Annotated in this window: 17 protein-coding genes; 9 read left to right on the top strand and 8 right to left on the bottom strand. The window is 49.5% G+C overall.

Annotated features, from left to right (window positions below):
* Positions 1 to 69 precede the first annotated feature (69 nt).
* Positions 70 to 762: a pirin family protein gene (locus TW77_RS22225; RefSeq protein WP_046007144.1), complete on the top strand. Its 693-nt coding sequence runs from the start codon at positions 70 to 72 to the stop codon at positions 760 to 762.
* A gap of 153 nt (positions 763 to 915) precedes the next feature.
* On the opposite strand, the gene TW77_RS22220 is transcribed toward TW77_RS22225, so the two are convergent.
* Genes TW77_RS22220 through TW77_RS22195 form a run of 6 tightly spaced genes read right to left on the bottom strand, consistent with a single transcriptional unit; the run spans position 916 to position 7,773 of the window.
* Positions 916 to 2,805, bottom strand: coding sequence for an NAD(P)-binding domain-containing protein (locus tag TW77_RS22220; protein ID WP_240479534.1), 1,890 nt, complete (start codon positions 2,803 to 2,805; stop codon positions 916 to 918).
* A 19-nt stretch (positions 2,806 to 2,824) separates the two neighbouring features.
* Entirely contained in the window at positions 2,825 to 3,313 is a 489-nt protein-coding gene (locus tag TW77_RS22215; RefSeq protein WP_046007143.1) for an aromatic-ring-hydroxylating dioxygenase subunit beta, read from the bottom strand.
* Positions 3,314 to 3,315: 2 nt separating this feature from the next.
* Positions 3,316 to 4,524: an aromatic ring-hydroxylating oxygenase subunit alpha gene (locus TW77_RS22210; RefSeq protein WP_046007142.1), complete on the bottom strand. Its 1,209-nt coding sequence runs from the start codon at positions 4,522 to 4,524 to the stop codon at positions 3,316 to 3,318.
* Complete coding sequence (locus tag TW77_RS22205; RefSeq protein ID WP_046007141.1) at positions 4,521 to 5,666, bottom strand: cupin domain-containing protein; 1,146 nt, start codon at positions 5,664 to 5,666, stop codon at positions 4,521 to 4,523. Before TW77_RS22205 ends, TW77_RS22210 begins: the two co-directional genes overlap by 4 nt.
* Before the next feature lie 18 nt (positions 5,667 to 5,684).
* On the bottom strand, positions 5,685 to 7,139 hold the full coding sequence (locus TW77_RS22200; protein ID WP_205623896.1) for a di-heme oxidoredictase family protein: 1,455 nt from the start codon (positions 7,137 to 7,139) through the stop codon (positions 5,685 to 5,687).
* 28 nt (positions 7,140 to 7,167) lie between these two features.
* Positions 7,168 to 7,773, bottom strand: a complete 606-nt coding sequence (locus tag TW77_RS22195; RefSeq protein ID WP_046007140.1) for a glutathione S-transferase family protein — start codon at positions 7,771 to 7,773, stop codon at positions 7,168 to 7,170.
* Between the two features lie 123 nt (positions 7,774 to 7,896).
* On the opposite strand from TW77_RS22195, the gene TW77_RS22190 reads away from it, so the two are divergent.
* The gene (locus TW77_RS22190) at positions 7,897 to 8,832 is read left to right on the top strand and encodes a LysR family transcriptional regulator (RefSeq protein ID WP_046007139.1); all 936 of its coding nucleotides are present in this window, start codon (positions 7,897 to 7,899) and stop codon (positions 8,830 to 8,832) included.
* A gap of 71 nt (positions 8,833 to 8,903) precedes the next feature.
* Here the strand turns inward: TW77_RS22190 and TW77_RS22185 are convergent, their stop codons facing one another.
* Entirely contained in the window at positions 8,904 to 9,821 is a 918-nt protein-coding gene (locus TW77_RS22185) for a LysR family transcriptional regulator (protein ID WP_240479533.1), read from the bottom strand.
* 96 nt (positions 9,822 to 9,917) lie between these two features.
* Here TW77_RS22185 and TW77_RS22180 point away from each other — a divergent pair, with 96 nt between their 5' ends.
* Complete coding sequence (locus tag TW77_RS22180) at positions 9,918 to 10,688, top strand: SDR family oxidoreductase (RefSeq protein WP_046007138.1); 771 nt, start codon at positions 9,918 to 9,920, stop codon at positions 10,686 to 10,688.
* Here TW77_RS22180 and TW77_RS22175 read toward each other — a convergent pair.
* Positions 10,685 to 12,742, bottom strand: a complete 2,058-nt coding sequence (locus TW77_RS22175) for a TonB-dependent receptor (RefSeq protein ID WP_046007137.1) — start codon at positions 12,740 to 12,742, stop codon at positions 10,685 to 10,687. The genes TW77_RS22180 and TW77_RS22175 overlap by 4 nt on opposite strands.
* A 374-nt stretch (positions 12,743 to 13,116) precedes the next feature.
* On the opposite strand from TW77_RS22175, the gene betI reads away from it, so the two are divergent.
* The 6 genes from betI to TW77_RS25445 all read left to right on the top strand — a co-directional run bounded on the left by betI (position 13,117) and on the right by TW77_RS25445 (position 19,435).
* Positions 13,117 to 13,707 carry a transcriptional regulator BetI gene (gene betI, locus TW77_RS22170; protein WP_046007136.1) on the top strand — a complete coding sequence of 197 codons (591 nt, stop codon included), beginning with the start codon at positions 13,117 to 13,119 and terminating at the stop codon, positions 13,705 to 13,707.
* Position 13,708: 1 nt separating this feature from the next.
* Positions 13,709 to 15,172 (top strand): betaine-aldehyde dehydrogenase, encoded by a 1,464-nt coding sequence (gene betB / locus TW77_RS22165; protein WP_046007135.1) that lies wholly within the window; start codon positions 13,709 to 13,711, stop codon positions 15,170 to 15,172.
* Positions 15,173 to 15,188: 16 nt separating this feature from the next.
* A complete protein-coding gene (gene betA, locus TW77_RS22160) occupies positions 15,189 to 16,856 on the top strand; it encodes a choline dehydrogenase (protein WP_046007134.1) in 1,668 nt (555 codons plus the stop codon).
* A 137-nt stretch (positions 16,857 to 16,993) separates the two neighbouring features.
* Complete coding sequence (locus TW77_RS22155) at positions 16,994 to 18,211, top strand: choline transporter (RefSeq protein ID WP_046007133.1); 1,218 nt, start codon at positions 16,994 to 16,996, stop codon at positions 18,209 to 18,211.
* Between the two features lie 12 nt (positions 18,212 to 18,223).
* Positions 18,224 to 18,928, top strand: a complete 705-nt coding sequence (locus tag TW77_RS22150; protein ID WP_046007132.1) for a TorF family putative porin — start codon at positions 18,224 to 18,226, stop codon at positions 18,926 to 18,928.
* Between the two features lie 333 nt (positions 18,929 to 19,261).
* Positions 19,262 to 19,435, top strand: coding sequence for a hypothetical protein (locus TW77_RS25445; protein WP_162197981.1), 174 nt, complete (start codon positions 19,262 to 19,264; stop codon positions 19,433 to 19,435).
* The last annotated feature ends 63 nt before the right edge of the window (positions 19,436 to 19,498 follow it).

Genomic DNA, 19,498 nt, shown 5'->3' with positions numbered 1-19,498 from the left:
ATTCGCACATTTTATTCTTTTTCTTGAAGCGGTAGAGTAGCGCTATCACAGTTTAGGAGCATCATCATTATGCCATCAATTCGTCGCGGCTCAGAGCGGGGCCAGGTTAATCTGGGCTGGTTAAACAGCCTGCATACTTTTTCATTTGGTCATTATTACGATCCAGAGCATATGGGATTTTCCGTATTACGCGTTATCAACGACGATACGGTTGCACCCGGTATGGGGTTTGATACCCACGGGCATCGCGACATGGAGATTATTTCATATGTGCTGCAGGGTGCATTGGAGCACAAAGACAGTAAAGGCAATCATCACATTATTCCAGCCGGCGAGGTGCAACTGATGAGTGCAGGTACCGGGATCGCACATTCCGAGTACAATTATTTTGCCACAGAGCCAACCCGCTTTTTACAGATCTGGATCCGCCCAGGCTCAAAAGGGCTGAGCCCCGGTTACGCGCAAGCCAAAATCAAACAAGAGGGTCCACTTACCCCACTTGCAACCCCCGGTGGCCAGCACGGCTCACTGGTCATTCATCAGGATGCCAGCCTGTATCGCCTTAAGCTCTCAGAAGGTGAAACTTACACACTGAACGCAGATAATCGCTGGGGCTATCTACACCTGGTTGAAGGTTCAGCCCAAACGGCTGAAATATGCCTGGAGCCGGGCGATGCTATGGGCCTGACAGCACAAGAGTCCGCCACTGTGACGGCAACAGCGCCACTTGAGGCACTGTGGTTTGAGCTCCCACCGGGCTGAATTTCAATACAGTATAAGACGGGTCTGCGGCTCAACGGGCTCAGCGCTCAATACTGGTTTCCGAGTACAAAAAAAGCCATGCACAGTCGAACAGGCATGGCTTTGCTATGGACAGTAGTGTCACAGCTACGTCCCGCATTCAAACTGGAAGTATTAAGTCTTTTCCTCCAGAGGCGTTGCACCTTCCTGCAAGCGCAAAAAATCATCAATATCTTTGATGGACGCAGAAGGCGAAAGCAGCCGCAAAGGCACCTCATACTCAGAGTGTAAGAAGAACTTAAACCCTTCATATTCGTACGTTTGGCTAAATAGCTCAGCCAAAGTGTCGGCCTTATTTAGCGCAAAGGCTTGCCCCGATGGCCATTGGTGCGCAAGGATATCAGCCACACTTTGATATTGTTTGTAGTCATTCCAGTTGTGGTCTTGCATTTTCAACATCCTTACGACCTTACGCACCACAGGCGCTATCAAGCTCAAAGCACTGGTAAGACCAAAGAAAAAGAACTTATGCCAGGTGGGTACCTGCATCAGACCGACCCGGCGGATCATCGCCTTGGCCGCCTCAGGGTCTTTACCTGGTCCGCTTAATCTAAATTGCGCGGCGACTAAACTGCCATGATAAAAATTGAAGATCAGCCTTGGGTCTGGCAGCAAGTGATACCATTTAGGCTCTACGCCAAGCGTCCGCGCCAGTTCACCGGTAAATCGGTAGTAACGCACATTTTCTGAACGGTCTGGTTCCAGACAAAACTGCTCCCGACATTCCTGCTGATACTCATCTATACGCCGTTGCAGAGTGTGTGAATCAGCCAGCTCAGTTTTACCCGCCAAAACCCGGGCATATAAACGCGCCTGTAACTCGGCAATGGTCGGAACACCTCCAACATCCGGACGGGTAAATCCAATCCAGACTAAGCTGTCTCGCAATGTCGGGTGGATCATGTGCAAAAAGTTAGAGCGGATATTCTTCGCTGCATCTTGCGCTGCGCTGTGGTGGATCATGTCAAACTGCGTTTCATAGCCGGTTGACATCATCACATCGGTACATTCAATAAATTGCCCATCGTGCAGATAAACACCATTCTCGGCAAAACGTTTTACAGAGAACAAATGAAGCTGGGTTTGCCCGGTTTCCAGATCTTGCAACCAGATATCATTCTTGTTACTGAATTCGCCGTGCAGGCCGTATTTAACCAGAAACTTCCACATCCAGAACGCGCTTAAAGGTCGCTGACGCTTTTGCTCGTTGACCTTCAACCCTTTATTCATAATGCGTTTTTTCAGCGTGGCCTCAAAAAGCGAATGATTGACCAAAAAAGAGTAATGCGCAGCTCGTGTGGTCCTGGAGTCACCGGTATCGCCCAGAATAACCCGGGCAATAATGCTCTTGGGGCGCTTAACCACCAGATGAGTTTCTTGCGCAACTTGCGCAATTTGGTGCACTACATCAGAGCCAGACTCTCCAAGTCCCAGGCAGACCACCTTTTTGCCCTTAAATTTTGACGCTTCTTTGAAATCAAAACTATGGTGAATGGTCCCCTTGAACTGCTCCATGTTAGGAACAGAGGGCAATAGTGGGTTGCGAAACTTGCCACTACACACCGCAACAGAATCAAATAACTCGTCTTTGCGTTCACCGTTCTTAAGATAAGTCACCCGCCATTTTTGTGTGCCAACTGGCTCAACAGACTCAATGACGGTGTTAAAACGGATGAACTTTCTCAGTCTGAAATGCTCAGTAAAATCTTGCAGATACTCGATATATTCACTGGCAGTCCAGTATTTGCGATTCTTCTCTCTTGGCGGAAATGAGGAAAACGCCATAAAAAAGTTAGAAACCGTCAGGTGGATGTCGTTATAGATCCCGCCTTCGTTTTCTTTGTTATAAAAGGCGCCACCAATGTCATCGCTGCGCTCAAAACACACCACAGTGTGACTTTGATCTATCAGCTCTTTGGTGGTTACCAGGCCAGATAAGCCCGCACCAATGACCGCAACGCGCTTCATCGGGTGGCTTGGTGCCTGCATAGCTTGTGAATTCATCACATCGTCTCCCACTCGGTTAGATTGGGTAAATTATCGAATCAGGTAATACTTCCGCGTCTATGATGCAAAGCCGCTTTGAAAATTGCAGCGTACCGTCTGGTGCGATACTCAGGCTGTCCTGACTTTCGCTGGTCAGCAACAAAGTGGAAGGCTCTCCCTGTCGGGATTCAGTGACCATAAAGCTGCTCACCACTTCCAGTGCATGTTCACTTTGGTGCGTGATCTCTATGCTGCCCGCAAACCGGCGTTGCAATCGGTCACGGAACCAAACGGCTTTTTGCAGGCCCAGGGCTCTGTCTATCAACATTTTTTTGCCTTCACAAAACACGTTGTAAACCAGCATACCCTCCTCAAAGTTGGCTCGATTGGTCACTAAGTAACTGGCATCTTCAGTAAAGAAATCTGGCCACTGGGTCAACATTTGCTGGTCGAGCTGGGCGTGATAGCGCTGGTAAAATTCGCGAACAGAGCGCTCCAGCAACAGGGTTTTCAACATTTCTTCCATGCTCACAGCTCCATCACCTGACGATAGTAGTTATAGAACCCACGGATCGCTGATTCCGACACCATATGATCGCAATCTGACGTGCCTTCTCCGTATTCAATGGCGCATTCAAACTGAGATTGCTGCTGTAAACCCACTTGACAGGAAGCCAAAATTTCATTGTCATCTATGGTGACCAGGCCCGACGCTCCCAGTAAATTGGCCTGTTTAACACGTCGTGCAGTCAGTGCTGGGTCTTCGTCTTCATACGCAAAGAAAGTCCAGGTTTTTACACATTTATCCTGGCTAACCGGCTCCACATGACGCATGACCAAACAGTTCAACTGTTGCAGAAAAATCAGATTTGGCCAGATAGTCATGACTGCACCAGTCGCATGAGAAAACTCGGCCTCATGGGCTATCAAACTCGGATCTAGTAATGAAAACTCCGAATCAACTTCTTCTGAGTGAGTCTGCTGCTTACTGAATGTGGCAGTAGAAGCCAGCACACTGTGCATGCCCTTGTCCTCAACCACAATCTCAGTCTCCTGATCCGACCGCCAGATCCCAAACAGGGTGAAAAATGAGTGCAAAATAGCCGCATGTACGGTGTCTTTCACATTTTCAATCTGCAGCTTCCAGTTGCCGGCAACAACGTGCTTGTGCTTGCCAATCACCTTTAAGGGACGGCCATCACAGACTCGGTCAAAGTAACGCAGAACTTTGGGACCCAGATAGGTCTCAAGCGGCACCATGTCGTTACTAAAGCTAGCAAACACCACACCGTGGCGCTCACATACATTTAGCTGTTTCAAACCATGATTTTGCGGGTCAAACTGCGCCGACATTCCCCCTTTTCCCTTCACTCCCTGGCTCAAAGGTACGCCTACCAGGCGGCCCTCCAGATTGAAACGCCATTCGTGATATGGGCAGGTAAACAGCTTGTTGTTACCTTTACGCTTCTCACATAACCGCGCGCCACGATGAGTACAGCGATTAACAAAAACGCGAATAGCCCCTTTTCGGTCTCTGGACACAATCACACCGACATTGCCTACCGAGCTCAGGATATAATCGCCAGGCTCGGGCACCTCACAGCTTAACGCCACATAGTTCCAGGAATTGGCGAAAAATATCTTATCCAGCTCCCGCTGAAAGTTATCCCTGTCGGTATAAATGTGCTGGGGAAGCCTGCGCACACCCGCGTCAGGCCATCCGTGGAACTCACTCATGATTCAAGCTCAGCTGCCGGTTGCTTAGTTGCCTGCGCTGCATTGCTGTTTGATTGTCGCTCTGAGCCATACACCACTAAGTCGGCGATCCGGCTCATCACCGACATCAGCATGGACCAACCCTGCTCCTGAATTTCAAGCAAACCTTCTGCCTCATGCAGGCTGGGTGTCTGGCGACGCACAAAGTCATAGCCCATTTTGACGTGCTCGTGGTCGCCATCATCATGCTCATGGAAATGGCGAGCGTGCTGTGTTTGTGACATCACAGGCGCAACATGCTTGTAGAATACAGTGGCTGAGGCTTCAACCACCAGGTGGATCAATACCAACTTTTGCATATCAGACAAGCGGTTTAAAATACTGCAGAACCAGCTGCTGGTCGCTTCAAGAACCGGGTCAAAAATGCGCGCACTTGAATCCCGGCTGGCAGCCAAGTCCATATTGTGGCCAAACTCTTCGATCAGATGGTCCCAGGCCAGCTCCAGGTGTGCCCCATCAGCACTGGTCAGATAACGGTTGAACACCATTTTCTGGAAGTGATTTGACCACACCTGAAAACAATCCAGGAAACGATTTCTTGTCTCTGAGTCTGTTAGCAGCCCTTTATTTACCAGCGCAAACAAACGATGTTTATCGAAACGATCTTTGAAAATTTCGTTCTTCTGGAACAGTTTATCGACTATGGTATCGGCGTGTTTTAATTCGTAGTTTTCGTCCTCGTGGAACGTCGCCCAGGGGTCGGCGATGTCTTCATATAATCCACGGGAATCGAATTGTAATGACAAGCCCCAAAAACCCGTGGGCTCTGCGCCGATGAACCCATGAGGGCGACCAGGTGGAACCAGCAGTGCATCCCCCGCGCCCATGTCTGTTTCTACATCACCAAGTGTAGACGCACCGCCTTCACAAATTAAGATCATTGATTCCACAGGGTGGATATGCTCATCCAACTGCTCACCAGCTTCCAGTCTGACCCAGGCCATCGAAATGCGGTTATCCTTTGGCAAAAACTCGGTCAGCCCTTCATGTTTGGTGAAGTCTTTAACGTGGCCTAACCAGTGCTCAACACCGTTAACCTCGATAGTGCGAATAGATGGAATATCATCGCGCTTTACCAGTGAAACTAATTTACTCTCAGACATGCTCATTCCTTAGGTATCTTATTTTTCTACAACTTGTAGTGATTTCAAAAATTTAATAACGCTCTTCTGCTCAGAAAGCGGTAACAGCGAAAAGTGGTCACGGCTTTGACGTGCTTCACCACCGTGGTACAAAATGGCCTCAGTAATGGTCGTAATATCACCCCGGTGACCATAAGGCGCTGAACTGCCCACATCCCATAGCTTTCTGGTAATAAAGAACTCACTCCCCGGGCGGCCATCCTGAGACGGGCGAGCCTGATCGAGTGTCTCATTACAGAAAAAGCGAATGGCATCTTCACGCTCCACCGGATCACATAAATTGTGGCGCTTCAGGTCGGTGTAGGCCCATACAGTGGCACTGCCATCTGGGTTTTTCTTCAACCGAGGCTTAGGACCTTGCTTGGTCATATCCCAGCGCACTGAGCGACTGGTATCACGGAAAGTATGAGACGCATTGAGCGGGCTGGGTTCAGAGAACACGGGCGTATCCAACTTAAGTGCCGGTACGTGGCAGCTGTTACAGCCAATCTCGTTAAACTTGCGCTTACCAAGGCGCACGGCTTTGCGCTCAGCACGGGCGCGCGGCATCACCTGAACCGGCACAGGTAAGCTGGCCTGATATACCGATAATGCCGTGATGTCACCGACCGATAGCTCTCTTTCCACACCATCTTCATCGTGATCTTTATCGAACCCTTTGCCCGGGTTTAAATCAAAGCGCTCTTCTGCTTGCATGCCGTGGTGATGGTTCATTGCATCGACGGTAAAGTGGCGCAAAGTGGCAATGTTGCCCGACTGGTTAAATGGGCGGACCATCAAATCCGTATTAATGCCTTCACTTTCCACCACCAATCCGCCTTCCTTGCGGATATCAAAGGACACTCCTTTTGAAACTAATGTGTGTTCCCCGTCAGGCAGGGCTTCGGCTTGAGCGCGCAGATCATAGGTCATTTCACGGGCCACCATTTCAATGGCACCCGCACCATGCATGCCCGGCGTGTTCCTTTCGTTACTAAACTGATTAGACACGGACTCTGTAACCGGGTCTAAACGCTGCGCCAGAATGAAAGCGTTGACCACAAACTCGCCTGATCCACCTATGACCGGCTGAGAGTGACACCCGGCACAGGAATTCGTTTCAGGTGATGAGGTACGAATAAAAGCAGGCTGATCCGGCGCGCGTTTCACGCCTCCACCCGTCGTTGCCGGACGACCCTGACCATCACATTTATTAAACTTGGCAACGAAAAGATCGCGACCCATTTTATGGATCTGCTTTAACGTTGCCTTTCCATTTGCAATATCATCATGTTCAATATGCTTTTTAATCGCCCCTTCTTCCGGATAATCCGCCGGACAAGCGGCCTCTACTGATGCACTTATCACACCAGACAAAACCAATGGCACGGCCATCAACAGGCGACGGTCAATTAGTGTATTTACTCTATTTTTTGTGCGTATGTAGCTGTTCATGGCCCCTCCAATTACATACAATGTGGGTTTATTTTTCTGGTAATGTGCGATAGCCGGGCAGCTGCTCGAAACGTGTAGCCCAATCAAGGACGCGCGGAAAATCGCTCAGGCTAGGCTCGAGTTTGATAACCAAAGCGATGTAGCTGTATAGCGCAATATCCGCAAGGGTGGCGTGTGAGCCTGCCAGCCATGGCTGCTGCTCCAGCTGTTTACTCATAAGAGAAAACAACTTAATAGTCAGCTGCTTAGCTTGTTCTTCATTGCCTGGTTTACCTAGTATCCGGATCCCTCTTAACGCGACGGGACCCGTACACAATTCGCCCGCAGAGAGCGCAAACCAGCGCTGGATCTCTACCTGGGTTGGCAGATCATCTGGGTACCAGATTCGCTGTTGGTCGTATTGTTGAGCAAGGTAAAACAAGATAGCGTGGGAGTCGGTGATCGTTTTGCCTGCATCGACCAGCACAGGTATCTTGCCGGCCGGGTTAAGACGCAAAAATGATTCAGACAAATGTGCTTTAGATTTTAAGTCAATGGTCAAAGTCTCTATGTCTAACCCTAACATTGATGCAAGAGTGAGAACCTTGTGACTGTGCCCTGACATCGGGTGATAGTACAGCTGAATATTACTCATGATAGCAACCTAGTGCTCCCTATATTGGTGACATGCGGAGCATTAGACATTAAAATTTTCATAGAATAAACATACAAAACGAAAACACTGATCACACAAAATGAAAACAAAAGGACCTAACTTGTGGACACTATAGAAGGCTTTAGAGCAGTTATCGCGGTGGCTGAAACCGGCTCATTTACGGCAGCAGCCCTGCGACTGGGTATTTCGAAGTCTGTTGTCAGTAAATACGTCAATGCGGTTGAGAATCAACATGCCACCAAGATATTTAACCGCTCAACCAGAAAGGTTTCTATGACCCGGGCAGGGCGACACTTTTATCATGGTATCGTCCACGTATTGAACGAATATACCTCACTGGTGGATCAGGTCAGTGAAGAAAGTACCAAATGTTCAGGCTTGCTCAGGATCACCACCTCGGTGACTTTCGGAGAGCAAGTACTGGCACCCAAATTACCTCAGTTTATGTCTTTATATCCTGATATCCAGCTGGATTTAGAGCTGAATAATCGCAAAGTCGATTTGGTCGAAGAGAGTTTCGATCTGGCAATCCGCGTAGGCTCCACCGAAGTTCAGGACTTTGTAGCAACGCAAATATGTCAGTTTCCGATGGTGTTGTGCGCGACACCTGAGTACATAAAACAACACGGTCAACCCGAGTGCGTCAGAGATCTCAATACTCATGTCTGGCTCATCGACAAGAAAATGCCTATTAACGACTGGGTAGATGACAAAGATACCGAGCAGTGGGATGCCCTGTTTACGTCCGCACCAATTTCAGTCAACAGCCCGAACATCTTAAAAACCCTGGTCAAGTCTGGCGCCGGGGTTGCATTGATCCCTAAATTTTTGGTCGAGCAGGAGCTGGCAGAAGGTACACTGATTCAGCTAATGAAAGGCGCAATTAAACAACCATTAAATGTGCATGTTATTTACCCAGAGAATAAGTATATTCCAGAAAAGTCGCGCGTTTTTATCAACTTTTTGAAACAACAATATGGCGATAATCCCGTCGATCCGCTGACACAAGGGAACAGCTTGCTCAACGCCTTAATATAGTCACCCAAGATATATTATTAAGCCATAGCGGTCAGAACTCGTGAAGACTGAAAACAGCTCAGGTGAGCATATCATCGCGCACCTGCTCTGGAATCAAAGCTGTGCTTGCAATGCTGGCTTATCATATCTATGAAACAGCGGATCTTAGCAGGCACATACCCTCCGGATCGGTACAAGGCATGGATAGGAAATCCTTCCAGCTGATAGTCAGGTAGCAGAGCCACCAGCTCACCTATATTCAGCGCTTCTTCAAAGGCCCAACGCGGGCCAAGGTGCACCCCTTTACCGGCCAAAACCAGCTGTCGAACTGCAGACACGCTGTTAACTGTAAAGCCCCCTGACAGTTTGACTCGTGATGTTGTGTCACCTTTTTTTATACTGACCTGACTGTTAGCCTGAGCGCGCGAATAGAATATAAACTGGCACCGACTCAGCCCGGATGGATCCGTTACCCCATCAATCTGCTCCAGATAACCCGGGCTGGCAACCAGTACACGCTCAGCAGTGCCCAACCCTCTGCAGATCAGCCCTGAATCCGGCAGCATGCCAACACGCACTGCCACATCAATGCCATTGGCAGTCAGATCTTCAAAATGACTTCCCAGTAACAACTCGACGTTCAGGTCAGCATAAGCGGCCCGCATCTTGTTCAGTACAGGTACAACAAACTGAGTACCAAAATCAACTGGCGCAGCTACCGTCAGGGTTCCGCTGGGCCTATCCTGCAATCCCCGCAGGCGATTTTCCAATTCAGCCTGCTGCTCAGCAATGTGTTTTAGCCCTTGAAAATATACGAGCCCAGCCTCGGTTGCCTGAGATCGCACCGTAGAGCGATTGATCAGTTTAACACCCAGATGGCGCTCCAGCGCAGCCACTTTACGGCTCACCGATGAGGGATCGGTGTTAAGTTGTTCAGCAGCGCCTTTCAGACTGCCCGCTTCAATCACCTTTAAAAAGGTCAGTTCATTTGCGTTCATTACTTTTTGCATATTTTGCAATTAATGAATGAAAATTTATGGCATACCTGAATTAAACGCAAGCGACTAAGCTTACTCTCGTCAACTAATCCAACAGGAGTAAATACTATGTCCACCCCAAGCACGCAATTAGACTTAACTGATAAAGTGGCCATTGTGACTGGCGCAGCCCGAAATATGGGCCGAGCATTTGCTATTTCGCTGGCCAAACGCGGCGCAAATATTGTCGTGCATTATCACAGTGATGCGTCGCTTAACGATGCTGAGCAAACCGCCGCTGAGATTGCTCAGATTGGCAGACGAGCACTATTAGTTCAGGGCGATCTGAGTCAGGAAAGTCAGGTTCAGGCCCTGTACCGACAGACTCTGGAAGCCTTTGGCCGCGTTGATATTGTTATAAACAACGCCGGAAAAGTGCTGAAAAAAGCCATCGCGGATATCTCGGAGCAAGAGTATGACCAGCTTTTTGCCACCAATACTAAAGCACCGTTTTTAATGATGAAGCACGTAGCGCAGCATATTCAGGAGCAGGGCCGCATTATCAATATGGGCACCTCTTTGCTGGCGGCATTTACCGGTCTGTACGGTGCCTACGCCGGTGCCAAAGCACCGCTGGAACACCTTACCCGCGCGCTGGCAAAGGAAATTGGTAGCCGTGGCGTCACGGTCAATGTCGTTGCACCAGGTCCAATAGATACGGCCTTTTTTCATGGCGAAGAAAATGCCCAGTCAGTGGCTTATCTGAGTTCAGCCAGCGTGCTGAATCGCCTCGGCCATATTGATGACGTCGTACCTATGGTCGACTTTCTGGTCAGTGAAGAGGCACGCTGGATCACCGGTCAGACGTTATTTGTCAATGGCGGCTTCGTTACTCGTTAAAATCGATATGACCAGCTCAGGCGCAAGTTCCGTGGCGCCTGAATATACTTAACGGGAGACACACCCCGGGCGTTGCCGTGATAATAGGTTTCATCGAACAAATTCTCGATATACAGGCCAATAGTGCTGTTCCCTTGTGTGTAAGTCAGGTTGGCATTGACCGTCGTCCAGGCAGGTATGGTGACGACCTCAGTGCCGCTTTGCTCAAACCGGTTGGCCTCAGTCAGGGATTCATCCCAATGATCTACAAAAGCAGCTATCTGCCAGTGCTGATTTAAGGTGTAACCAAGCCCCAGTTTGACCTTGTATCTTGATACATCGAGGACTACAGACTGACCGGCAACCTGGGTTTTGTCCGGTGAAATATAACGTAGCGCCAGCTGCCCATGCCAGCGCTGAGCGTGCCAGCGTAACTGGTTTTCCCAGCCATACACCCGGTGCTCGCCCGCCACCACAGTACGCCAGATCTGAGTATTCGGGTCCTGCACTTTTTGATAGAAATTCTTCGCCTGCATGCTATACAAAGCTGAGATATTGGCAAATTCAACTCCGCGCCAGCGAAACTTACTGCTCCAGTTGAACTCATACATCTGCATAGTTTGCGATTCAATTTCGTCGTCAACGACCAGGTCGAATTCAAAAATCGTCGGCGGACGAAACGCCTTACCGTAGGTCAGTTTGAGTGCCTGATCTGGGTTTGGCTGATAGACCATGCTAATGCGGGGCAACCAGCTGGCATTGGTATAATCCTGACGATGGTACCTGAGCCCGGCGTTAATCTTGAGGGTGCGCTCTGCAAAGCGCCACAGCTTTGAATACTGGCCAAACACGGCGTGTTTATCAGAGCGCTCTTTATCGGTCGGCCAGGAATCGGGGGTCACAAGTTTTATCCCCTCAGCAGTTTGCCGGTATTTAACTTTGCGGCCGATTTCGGTGCGCCAGCCATCGTAACCCATGATCCAGTCCTGATCAGAGCCCGCCTGATAGTGCCACTGGGTATTGAGCCGTATTCTGTCCGACGGCCCGATATCTTCCCGCTCGGTATATAAAGCCAGGTCTTCATAGCGGGTAGCCTGCTCAGGGTTATCCACGCTGAGACGGTATTTTTCTTTATATTCCCTAAAATAACTCAGCTCAATATTACCCGACCAATTTGCTGAGGGTTGCACATCTTTGCCGAGATAATAACTACTGTAGCCACGATAAGCGTCGTCCCCGGTAATGTAATCAAATGCCACGGCCTCGATGCCACTGACGTTTGTGGTGCGGGTAAGATTATTGCCCAAGTAAAACCAGGGGGTGCTCAGGCGGCTGTCCAGGGTAATGTTTTCCTCGCGGTTGCGAAAATCATTGGGGTTGTGGTTTCTTAGTGGATCTTTGCTGTTGCGACTGAATGCGTGATCATCAACCAGGAACTCACGTATTTCACGATAGTCCTGATCGCTTGCAAAATAACTGGCCGACACCGCCAGCTCTACTTGCCCCTGTTGATAATGAAACAAACCATGGCCGTGACGCGTGCCCACCTCGCCGGCCAATAGCGTCACTTCGTTCACACCTGTATCCAGGCGGGTGATCACATTGATCACCCCTTGGGTTGCATTACCGCCATATAAAGTAGAATTTGGTCCCTGTAAGATCTCCACCCGTTCAATTCTGGCACTCGGAAAGTTATTCATAATAAAGGCTTCGTTGGCCAGCAAGTTTTGTACTTCTCGGCCGTCTATCAGCATCAGAGTACCCGACATGTTCCCGGTAAAGCCTCTCTGACCGCCCGGCAGCCATGCCCATTGATAGAAATAGTCCATATTGGGAACAGAGGCGAGGATCTCTTTTAAGTCGCGCCAGCCATAACGCTCAATTTCCGAGCGACTGACCACATATACCGTGCCCGAAGAAGCCAGCCAGCTTTCACTCTTACGCGCTGCCACGGTCACATCCTGAGCGAGTAACTCCTCAAATGACATCGCAAAAAGCGCGTCCCCCTCTTCTGCCTGTGCCAATGAAGTGTGCGATATCACGCAGATAAACAAAGAGGTAACTAATCGGGCCATATACTGCTTACTTAACAAGAGATCTCTGGCAAGTATAGCTAAGCATTTTGACTTTTGAGTGAAACGACACATTTGTACATTCAATCCAGATAAAGGGGCTTATGCGTCATAACTTTTGCGGCCAGCGCAACACAAAACTATCGATAGCTGAAAACTGGCACACAATTCGCGCCATAGATGAGGGTTTTTCAGCCAAAATAGCAGCAAATACAGGATAAATTCAGCTTTTGTTTAATTTAAAATAATTATATAAATATCATGCAGATAGAAACAATAAAGTGAACCAGCATGCACCGTTCACAAAATGTCAACCTTGAATTTCCCCTCTATTCACCTTAAAATTTATTTTTATTGAACGGTCAATTAATAAAAATATGCCTAAAGTCGGAATGGAACCTGTGCGTCGCCAACAACTGATTGAGGCGACCTTACAGTCAGTGGCAGAGCTTGGATTACAGGCCACCACGATTAACAGCATCAGTAAAAAAGCCGGGATGTCGTCGGGGATCATCAGCCATTACTTTGGCGGTAAGCAAGGTCTCATCGAAGCCACGGTGCGCTACCTGCTGAGCAGCCTGCAACGCAGTTTGCTGCATAAAACAGCACAGGGTTGCTCCCCCGAGCAGCGCCTGATGTTTATTGTCGAAGCCAACTTTGCTGTGGTGCAGCAACAAAGCGACACCACCCGCACCTGGTTGAGCTTTTGGGCGCATTCCATGCACGATGCGCAGTTACATCGTTTACAGCGCGTCAATGCGCGCCGACTTTACAGCAATTTATTGTATTCGTTCAAACAGTTAATGGCCCAAGGCGAAGCGCGTGAAGCTGCTGAGCTAAGCGCCGCGATGATCGACGGCCTGTGGCTCAGAGCCGTTCTCAGTAAAGCCGATGATGCGCAGTTTGACAGCGCGCAGGATCTGGCCAAACGTTATATCCAGTCCCTCATCCAACAATTTGGAGTCTAATATGTCCACACCTGTCTACCAGAACTTTATTCACGGCCGCTACCTAGCCAATCAGACCGGCGAGCAGTTTGCGGTAAAAAACCCCGCGACCGACGAAGTCATTTATCACGTTGAAGTGGCCGATGCACACATTCAAAAAGCGGCCATCGACAGTGCCAAAGCCGGGTTTGCGCAGTGGTCAGCCATGACCCCGATTGAGCGCAGCAGAATTCTGAATAAAGCGGTGGCGCTGTTGCGTGAACGTAATGATGAGCTGGCTAAAATTGAGGTACTGGACACAGGCAAACCCTGGCAAGAAGCCGAGTGCGTTGACATTCAAACCGGTGCCGACGTAATCGAATATTTTGCCGGACTGGCGCCTGCACAAGTTGGCCAGCAACAAATGGTCGGCGATGACTTTTACTACACCCGCAAAGAGCCACTGGGCATTTGTGCGGGCATTGGTGCCTGGAACTATCCACTGCAAATTGCCTGCTGGAAGTCTGGTCCGGCACTGGCTGCGGGCAATGCTTTGATCTTTAAACCATCTGAAGAAACACCGCTGGGCGCAATGAAACTGGCTGAGATCTTTATCGAGGCAGGCATGCCAGCAGGTGTCTTTAATGTAGTGCAAGGTGCAGCCGAAGTCGGACAATGGCTGACACTGCACCCGGAAATTGAAAAAGTCTCGTTCACGGGTGAAGTGGGCACAGGCAAAAAAGTTATGCAAAGTGCGGCGTCTAACCTTAAAGACGTGACCATGGAGCTGGGCGGTAAATCGCCGCTACTGGTATTTGACGATGCCGATATCGAACAGGCGGTCAGTGCCGCCATGCTGGGTAACTTCTACACCCAGGGTGAGATCTGCACCAACTGTACACGCGTTTATGTGCAGCGCGGCGTGTATGAGCAGTTCCTTGAGCAGCTTAAAACCCGCACAGAACAAAATATTATTGCCGGCGATCCCCTTAATCCCGAAGTAAATCTGGGCGCCTTGATCTCGAAAAAACATCAGCAGCTGGTGCTGGATTACATTGAGCAGGGCAAACAGGAAGGCGCAACTGTGCTGACCGGTGGCCATGCTCTGAGCCCGGCTTCGGCGCCTAACGGCTACTTTGTTGCTCCCACTATATTCACCGACTGTCACGAAGACATGACCATAGTCCGTGAAGAGATCTTTGGTCCGGTCATGTGCGTCATGGTGTTCGATGACGAGCAAGAAGCGATTAACCGTGCCAATAATACCCACCTGGGCCTGGCGGCCGGGGTATTCAGCCGCGATATTCAGCGTGCGCACCGCGTGATCCACCAGCTACAGGCTGGCATTACCTGGATCAACGCCTATGGCAACTCACCCGCCGAAATGCCGGTTGGTGGCTACAAGCAATCCGGTATTGGCCGAGAAAATGGCATTGAAACACTGGATCACTACACCCAGACCAAGTCTGTTTACGTAGGTATGAGCCAAATCGAAAGCCCATTTTAAGCAAAGGAGCCAGACTATGAAAAAAGTATTCGACTACATCATTGTCGGTGCTGGCTCAGCAGGCTGTGTACTGGCAAATCGATTGTCCGCCAATCCACAACACCGGGTGTTACTGTTAGAAACGGGTGGCAGTGATAAGAGCATCTTTATTCAGATGCCTACGGCGCTGTCTATTCCCATGAACACCGACAAATACGCCTGGCAATTTCATACCGAGCCGGAGCCATATCTGGACAACCGGGTGATGCATTGCCCGCGCGGTAAGGTACTGGGCGGCTCGTCTTCTATCAATGGCATGGTGTATGTACGTGGCCACGCCAAAGATTTTGATGAATGGCAGCAACACGGTGCGCAAGGGTGGGATTATCAGGCTTGCCTGCCTTACTTTAAGCGCGCCGAAAGCTGGTATCTGGGTGAAGACTCGTACCGGGGCAGTGAAGGCCCGCTCGGCACCAACAATGGTAACGAAATGGCCAACCCACTGTATCGCGCATTTATCGAAGCCGGTGCACAGGCAGGATATGCCAGGACTGACGATTACAATGGCGAGCAGCAAGAAGGCTTTGGCCCGATGCACATGACGGTAAAAGATGGCCGCCGCTGCTCCGCCAGCCGCGCCTATCTCGACCCTGTAAAGGGGCGTGACAATCTAACAATCGTCACCGGTGCGCTGGCGCACAAGGTGCTGCTAGATGGCAAGCGCGCTGTGGGCGTAGAATATCAGTGTAAGGGCAAAACCCATCGCGCCACTGCCGAGCGCCGTGTGATCTTAAGCGCAGGACCAATCGGCTCGCCACATCTGTTGCAACTGTCGGGGATTGGCGATCAGGATGCGCTCAAAGCCGCAGGCGTTGAGGTACAACACCATCTGCCCGGCGTCGGTAAAAACTTACAAGACCATCTGGAGTTTTATTTCCAGTACAGATGTAAGCAGCCCATTACCCTCAATGGCAAGCTGGACTGGTTCTCTAAGGGGTTGATCGGTGCGCGCTGGATCCTCAATAAAACCGGCCTGGGGGCAACCAACCATTTTGAGTCTTGCGCCTTTATCCGCTCTAAAGAAGGGGTTGAGTGGCCAGATCTTCAGTATCACTTTTTACCTGCAGCCATTCGCTACGATGGTAAAAGTGCGTTTGACGGACACGGGTTCCAGGTCCATATTGGTCATAACAAACCGAAAAGTCGCGGTGAGGTCACCATTAAATCGGCCGACCCGACTCAGGCACCTAAGATCCAATTTAACTACCTGGCACATCAGGACGATATTGAAGGCTTCCGCGCCTGTGTTCGCCTGACCCGCGAGATCATCGAGCAACCCGCTTTTGATGCCTACCGCGATGGTGAAATCCAGCCAGGCAAAGACGTACAGAGCGACGAAGAAATTGATGCCTTTGTACGCCAGGCAGTCGAAAGCGCCTATCACCCGTCCTGCTCATGCAAAATGGGTGAAGACGACATGGCCGTGGTGGACTCAAACACCCAGGTGCATGGTATCGACGGCCTGAACGTAGTGGATTCGTCTATCTTCCCGACGATCCCGAACGGCAACCTCAACGCGCCAACCATTATGGTCGCGGAGAAAGCCGCAGACATTATTCTGGGCCAGCCGGCCCTTAAAGCAAACAATGCTCAGGTTGCCATTCACAGTCAGTGGCAAGCAGTACAACGTAGCACGGAGATTTAACAAAGCCACCTGCGGCCCAATCGGGCCGTGGGGTCTGCAGTGGTGCGCGATACAAATTGGTTGTATCGGGTTAATGCGGAAACAATAAAAAAACGGAGAGACAATGAGTTATTTCTACTTATTTTGGGAGGGTGACAATGACAGTATGGCTTAGTGCAGGCATTGTGTTTACCCTAGTTGCAATCGCTTTTATTTTATTAAAATGGGGAAATCTACGCTGTGTCGGTGTGACACCGGTTAAAACTTTTACCTTTATTGCTATTTTATTTACGTCCGGTCTGGATGTCGGACTTATCATGTTTCCGCTGACGGAGTTTGCGGGTTACGCAGACATAAAAGCAAGCCCAGAGTATGCGTTTGCCAATCCACTTGCCATCGAATTTGGCTTTTGGGGCTTCCTGATCTGGGGATTTTATTTTCTGACGTGTTTTTATTTCTGCGTAATAGAGCCTAAGGTGAAATTTTTCGAAATTCCTTGGGTTAAATTTATCAATAATGTAGTTATTATTGGTACATGCGCCTTTACGGCCTATCTGCTGCTGTCCAACCTGCCCTGGTATATGCCAAGCGTAGGCGATGGCGAGTCCATTATTCCGACCTTTTATCTCATAGTGTTCGCCGCTATCTGTTTTGCGGTCTACTCGAGCACTAGCCTGAAGTATGTGCGCATTCTGAGTATTTCTACGACCTGGATGTTCATTGCCCTGATCGCCTTTATGTGGGCCTCTGCGTTTGTCTTTGGTGACAGTGAAATGAGCGCCTTTACCAACAATGTTGCGCTACTGGGCGGCTACTTTAGCAATATCCATGAGTTTGTATTGCCACTTAATGATTACCACGAATTCTACCTGTTCTGGTGGTTTGCCTGGAGCATCATGATAGGTCAGTTCACCTCACGTTTTGTCGGTGGCCTGAAAACCTATCAGGTACTGGCGGCTATGCTGGTATTCCCGTCAATTCCCATCGCTGTGTGGTTTAGTGTGTTGTATCACTACCATGAAGCCGGGATCGACACTGCGGGTATCAAGAACCTGGCGATGGTCGTGGTTGGCGTGATCTTTGTGATCAACTCGCTGGACTCTTTAATTCGACTGTACACCGACAACCTTGGGTTAACGGTTAAGAAACTCGGAAAACGCAATTATATTTTGTTTAATATTGCCGCTCTGTCATTGCTGACGCTGCTATTTAAACTAAACTTTTTGCAGATCCAATGGGTGGGTGCGCTGGTCATTGCACTGTTCTTTGGTTGCTTTGGCTATATTTGCTACAGCAAGTTCAAAACAGTGGCCAATATTACCCGTTCACCGAAAGAGAACACCATCGACTTCAGCCGTATCGAGACCGTAAACTAAGGTTCAAAAGAAATGAAAATAAATTTAAAAACAACACTCTGCGCACTTCCTCTGGCCCTTTTGTCGAACCTGGCTGTGGCTGGCTGGTCAACCACCATTACCGGCACCTCAGACTATACCTTTAACGGGGTGTCACAAACCCAGAGCGACCCAACCATTCAGGGCAGCCTGGACTACGCAGCCGATGCAGGCTGGTATGTGGGTACCTGGGCCTCGGGTGTGGACTTTGGCGATGACACGGGCCATGAGTGGGACTTTTACGTTGGCCGCTCGTCGGAGCTGTCCAGCGCATGGACGGTAGACTATGGTATCGCCTACTACACCTATCACGGCGATGATGCGTCGAGCGACTATAACTATCCAGAGGTGTACTCTAAGTTTGCTTACGCAAGTAGCCTGGGTACCACCAATGTGAACTTCTGGTACAGCTGGGACTACTTTGGAGTAGATGTCGGTCATAGCATTGTGATGCTGTCGCATACCTTTGATATCGCGGATAATCACTCAATCACCCTCAGTGGTGATGTGTCGAACTCGTTCGATGCCGACAAGTATGCCTGGGACGGGCTGGACAGCTCTTACACCCACTACGCAGTGTCTTACACCACCACACAGTTCGATTTCGATCTGACCTTTACCGTGGAAGACACCACCATAGATGGCGAGCATACCGACGAGCGCTTTGTGTTCGCAATTGCACGCACATTTAACTTGTAATCCAAGTGACCACAGTGAGGGCGCAACTGCGCCCTCACTCTCTCATCTATCGGGCTCACAAAGCTATTTGTCTCACGAGAATATCGCTGATACAGCACGCTCTTCACTCCTATTCATCATGTTCTCAATGTCGTGCCAGATCTGGTTGTCTGCACTTTCATAAGCTTCGCTGTCATCGACATAAGCAAGTCTTACCCAATGGGCTTTATTAGTGGGATTCCCCTGTTAGTTTTAGCCCCACAAAAGCACACAAAAATTACATGGAAACAAAATATTGACATTCTGAGAAAAAAGAATAAACCTAGCACTTCCACAACAAAAAGGATGTTAATTATGAAAGTGACTTTAAATAAAAAATCTATTAAATCTCTATCTGCTAATCCAGCCACGGTTATTCGCGCGCAGGAGACACCTCAGATAGGCGGTGGCCGTGTTATCGATGAATCATTCTGGGTTTGTATTAACACGCGTTCGAACTGCGAAGGGACAAAACGCTGTCCATTTTGATTGATTAAGTTTAATAACAAGCGCACTGTGCGCTTGTTATTTCAGTGAGTCTGCGCTTTATCC

The organism is Pseudoalteromonas rubra, from assembly GCF_000967655.1.
Lineage (GTDB): Bacteria > Pseudomonadota > Gammaproteobacteria > Enterobacterales > Alteromonadaceae > Pseudoalteromonas > Pseudoalteromonas rubra_A.
Note: the sequence above shows the minus strand (reverse complement) of the source record. Positions and strands in the feature narration are given on the sequence as shown.

Bases quoted from the DNA above. Each gene is read 5' to 3' on its own strand.
- betI (WP_046007136.1), top strand. From the start codon at position 13,117: ATGCCTAAAGTCGGAATGGAACCTGTGCGTCGCCAACAACTGATTGAG.
- TW77_RS25445 (WP_162197981.1), top strand. From the start codon at position 19,262: ATGAAAGTGACTTTAAATAAAAAATCTATTAAATCTCTATCTGCTAAT.
- betB (WP_046007135.1), top strand. From the start codon at position 13,709: ATGTCCACACCTGTCTACCAGAACTTTATTCACGGCCGCTACCTAGCC.
- TW77_RS22175 (WP_046007137.1), bottom strand. From the start codon at position 12,742: ATGGCCCGATTAGTTACCTCTTTGTTTATCTGCGTGATATCGCACACT.
- TW77_RS22215 (WP_046007143.1), bottom strand. From the start codon at position 3,313: ATGGAAGAAATGTTGAAAACCCTGTTGCTGGAGCGCTCTGTTCGCGAA.
- TW77_RS22155 (WP_046007133.1), top strand. From the start codon at position 16,994: ATGACAGTATGGCTTAGTGCAGGCATTGTGTTTACCCTAGTTGCAATC.
- TW77_RS22150 (WP_046007132.1), top strand. From the start codon at position 18,224: ATGAAAATAAATTTAAAAACAACACTCTGCGCACTTCCTCTGGCCCTT.
- TW77_RS22210 (WP_046007142.1), bottom strand. From the start codon at position 4,524: ATGAGTGAGTTCCACGGATGGCCTGACGCGGGTGTGCGCAGGCTTCCC.
- TW77_RS22220 (WP_240479534.1), bottom strand. From the start codon at position 2,805: ATGAATTCACAAGCTATGCAGGCACCAAGCCACCCGATGAAGCGCGTT.
- TW77_RS22180 (WP_046007138.1), top strand. From the start codon at position 9,918: ATGTCCACCCCAAGCACGCAATTAGACTTAACTGATAAAGTGGCCATT.
- TW77_RS22195 (WP_046007140.1), bottom strand. From the start codon at position 7,773: ATGAGTAATATTCAGCTGTACTATCACCCGATGTCAGGGCACAGTCAC.
- TW77_RS22185 (WP_240479533.1), bottom strand. From the start codon at position 9,821: ATGCAAAAAGTAATGAACGCAAATGAACTGACCTTTTTAAAGGTGATT.
- TW77_RS22225 (WP_046007144.1), top strand. From the start codon at position 70: ATGCCATCAATTCGTCGCGGCTCAGAGCGGGGCCAGGTTAATCTGGGC.
- TW77_RS22205 (WP_046007141.1), bottom strand. From the start codon at position 5,666: ATGTCTGAGAGTAAATTAGTTTCACTGGTAAAGCGCGATGATATTCCA.
- betA (WP_046007134.1), top strand. From the start codon at position 15,189: ATGAAAAAAGTATTCGACTACATCATTGTCGGTGCTGGCTCAGCAGGC.
- TW77_RS22200 (WP_205623896.1), bottom strand. From the start codon at position 7,139: ATGAACAGCTACATACGCACAAAAAATAGAGTAAATACACTAATTGAC.